Source organism: Microbacterium sp. P2_F9, from assembly GCF_056403635.1.
Genome location: NZ_JBFUFC010000290.1, coordinates 1 through 3,420, shown reverse-complemented (window position 1 = coordinate 3,420; position 3,420 = coordinate 1). Strand labels below are relative to the sequence as shown.

The 3,420-nt window shown below is 69.6% G+C and carries 3 protein-coding genes; all 3 read right to left on the bottom strand.

The window, feature by feature from the left end; translation table 11 throughout:
• A partial coding sequence (locus AC1DVT_RS18925; RefSeq protein WP_477390793.1) for a sigma 54-interacting transcriptional regulator occupies positions 1–1,309 on the bottom strand: 1,309 nt, incomplete at its 3' end.
• 59 nt (positions 1,310–1,368) lie between these two features.
• A complete protein-coding gene (locus AC1DVT_RS18920) occupies positions 1,369–2,025 on the bottom strand; it encodes a response regulator (protein WP_457100196.1) in 657 nt (218 codons plus the stop codon).
• A partial coding sequence (locus tag AC1DVT_RS18915; RefSeq protein ID WP_477390791.1) for a sensor histidine kinase occupies positions 2,022–3,420 on the bottom strand: 1,399 nt, incomplete at its 5' end. The genes AC1DVT_RS18920 and AC1DVT_RS18915, both read right to left, overlap by 4 nt.

The window sequence follows — 3,420 nt, the reverse complement described above, 5'->3', positions numbered from 1 at the left end:
CTCCCGCCCGCTCCCCCGGCGTGTGTGCGTCGAGCCGCTCGGCGACCTCCTCGTACAACTCGGACTCGCCGAGCACCGGCATCGCCGCGAGCACGTCGGCGGCGGGCACCTGCTCACCGGTCATCACCGTCGCGCCGTCGTGCAGGGCGTCCACGAGTGCGCGGGCGTCGATCCCGCGCAGGTGCGTCCGAGCGGTCTCGACGATCGCGGTGCGCAGCAGATGCTCGAGGATCGCGCGCTCGCGGCCCTCCTCGCCGGTCTCGAACTCGATCTTGCCGCCCAGCACGTCGACGGCGGTCTCGAGGTCGACGGGTCGCGCCACCCCGACCTCTTCGTGCTGCCGCGTCGCGCGGTGCAGCGCGGCCGCCGCGATGGTCTCCGCGCCCGCGATCGCGAACCGCGCGGACACTCCGGCACGCTGGTCCACGGCATCCGATTCCCGAAGATTGCGGGTGAAGCGCGCCAGCACCTCCAGCAGGTGCGCGGGCACTGCGGCGACGAGGTCGGCCTCCTGGCGGATGACCGCGACCTCCTCTTCGATCGTCGGCGGGTAGTGGGTGYGGATCTCCGCGCCGAAGCGGTCCTGGAGCGGTGTGATGATGCGGCCGCGGTTGGTGTAGTCCTCGGGGTTGGCGGTGGCCACGACGAGCACGTCGAGGTTGAGGCGCAGCACATAGCCGCGGATCTGGATGTCGCGCTCCTCCATGACGTTCAGCAGCGACACCTGGATGCGCTCGGCGAGATCGGGCAGTTCGTTGATGGCGACGATGCCGCGGTGACTGCGCGGGATGAGCCCGTAGTGGATCGTCTCGGGGTCGCCGAGCGAGCGCCCCTCGGCGACGCGGATCGGGTCGACGTCGCCGATCAGGTCGGCCACCGAGGTGTCGGGAGTCGCGAGCTTCTCGACGTACCGCTCGTCGCGGTGCCGCCACGCGACCGGAAGGTCGTCGCCCAGCTCGGAGGCGCGACGGACGGATGCCGGGGTCACCGGGTGGAAGGGATGCTCGCCCAGCTCCGATCCGGCAATGACCGGAGACCACTCGTCGAGCAGGCCGGCGAGGCTGCGCAGCAGGCGGGTCTTACCCTGACCCCGCTCACCGAGGAGGACGACATCGTGCCCCGCGAGCAGGGCGCGCTCCAGCTGCGGGATCACGGTGGTGTCGAATCCGTGGATGCCCGGCCACGGATCGCGTCCGTCCGCGAGGGCCGACAGGAGGTTCTCGCGCAGTTCGACGCGCAGCGGCCGGTACGTGTGCCCCGACGCGCGCAGCTGTCCGGTCGTGGCGATGGCGGAAGGCGATGAGGTCATGACGAGAGAGTAGGTCGCCTGCGCAGGACTGAGGGCCGGATGCCGCAAATTGCCCACGGTCATTTTCGAATGCGGTAGCGGTGCTCCGGGCGACCAGTTGATCCATAGCGGAGAGTGACCTCCACATCCCCCCGGGTCGCCATTGCGGCGAGGTGTCTCTGTGCCGTCGCCCGAGACAGACCCGCTCGGCCGGCGATGTCGCTCGCGGACGACTCACCGCCCTGCAGCAGGTCGATGAGCAGCTTCTCGGTGGTCGAACGCGAGGCGGAGGCCGCTCCGGCATCCCTACCAAGCAGCACGCGCTGCGCCCTGTCGATCGTGTCTTGGTCAAGACGGCGATCGTCCACAGCGAGATTGCGGAACCGCCGATACGCCTCGAGTCGCTCGCTCAGCAGCGCCGGTTCGAAGGGCTTGATCAGGTAGCCGAGGGCGCCGGCCCGCCACGCCCGGCGGACCGTACCGCCATCCGACGCCGCGCTGATCACGAACGCATCCACGTCGATCTCGGCGACGAAGGTGATTCCGTCACCGTCAGGCAGGTAGACGTCGCAGAGCACGAGAGCGGGGTGCAGATCGCGAACCGCCGCGCGTGCGGCGCGAACTCCTCGCACCGGCTCCAGCGCGGCGAAGCCGGGCTGCGCGGCGACGATGTCCCTGTGGAGGCCTCCGACGTGGAAGTCGTCGTCGACGACGAGGACGGTGATCTGATCTGTCATCGGGTTCCCTCGCGTTGCGGTTGAGTGGGCGCGGTCATGACGCCGGGAAGCCGTGCACAGAAGACCGCCCCAGAAGTTTCCTGGTCACCAGCGGCGGCGAGCCAGACATCCCCGCCCGCACGTGCTGCCACGTCCCGGATCAGCGGCAGGCCGATGCCTCGACCGTGAACCGCGTCAGGGTCCGGGTCAACGCGCGGTCGATCGGTGAACGGGTCTTCGCCCTCGGCGACTCCTGCACCCGAGTCCGAGACCGCCATCACCAGCGTCTCGTCGTCATCGAGGAGTTCGACGATGAGCCATCGCGGCTCCTCGCCGCGCACCGCCGCAGCGACCGCGTTGTCGACGAGGTTCGAGAGCACGATTGCCACGTCTTCCGGCTTCGCGACGATGCCTCGCACCAAGGAGTCAGCGCTCACGGTCAGCCGCACTCCGCGCTCAGCCGCCTGCACGGACTTGGCCTCCAGCAGCGACGCCAGGAACGGCTCGGTCATGTGGTCCCCCAGGGGCAGGGCGGCAGAGGTCTGCGACGCCTCGAGAACCTCGTCGAGGTAGTCCCGCGCATCCGGGACGCGCCCGGCGTCGATGAGACCCGCCGTGACATGGAGACGATTCGCGAACTCGTGGCGCTGCACGCGCAGCGCATCGGTCATCGACGCGACAGTCTCGAGGCGATCCGTGAGGGTCACGACATCGGTGCGATCCCGGATCACGGCGATCAGTCCCAGATCCCGATCGGCGCGCGACACCGGGCGAGTGTCGATGAACACGACATGGTCCGCGAGCACGAGGGGTTCCGCGGCATCCGATGGTCGCCCGTCCGTCGTCGATCCGGACAGGGCGCTCAGCACCGCAGGCGGCAGGTCGAGTCCGTCGACGCGACGGCCGACCAGGTCTGAGACTCCGAGCAGTCGTGTCGCCGTATCGTTCGCGACCGTCACGATGCCGTCTGGCCCGTACGCGAGCACCCCGTCGCCGACACCGTCGAGCACGGCCGCCTGATTCTGCACAAGGGCGGCGAGCTCCTCGGGCTGCACACCGAGGGTGAGCCGTTCGAGGCGCCGCCGAAGTACGAGCGACACGATCGCACCGAGGCACAGCGCCGCAGTGGCGGCGAGGGCCACTCCTCCGAGCAGCAGCGGAAGTTCTTGGAAGACGCTCGTGGTCGCGAATCCGACGCTGACCTCGCCGACCGGCTCATCGGTATCGGGGTCACGGACAGGGACTTTCGCCCGGGCCGATTCGCCGAGCGTGCCCGACTCCCATGCGACGGTCTCGCGCCCGGCGAGCGCGTCCGAGAAGTCTGTGCTGACGACCGCCCCCAGCAGAGCGGGGTCTGGGTGCGCGAGGCGGATTCCGTGGTCGTCGGTGATCACGATGAACAGCGCGTCAGTTTCG

Excerpts from the sequence above, each read along its gene's own strand:
- AC1DVT_RS18920 (WP_457100196.1), bottom strand. The coding sequence starts at position 2,025 with ATGACAGATCAGATCACCGTCCTCGTCGTCGACGACGACTTCCACGTC.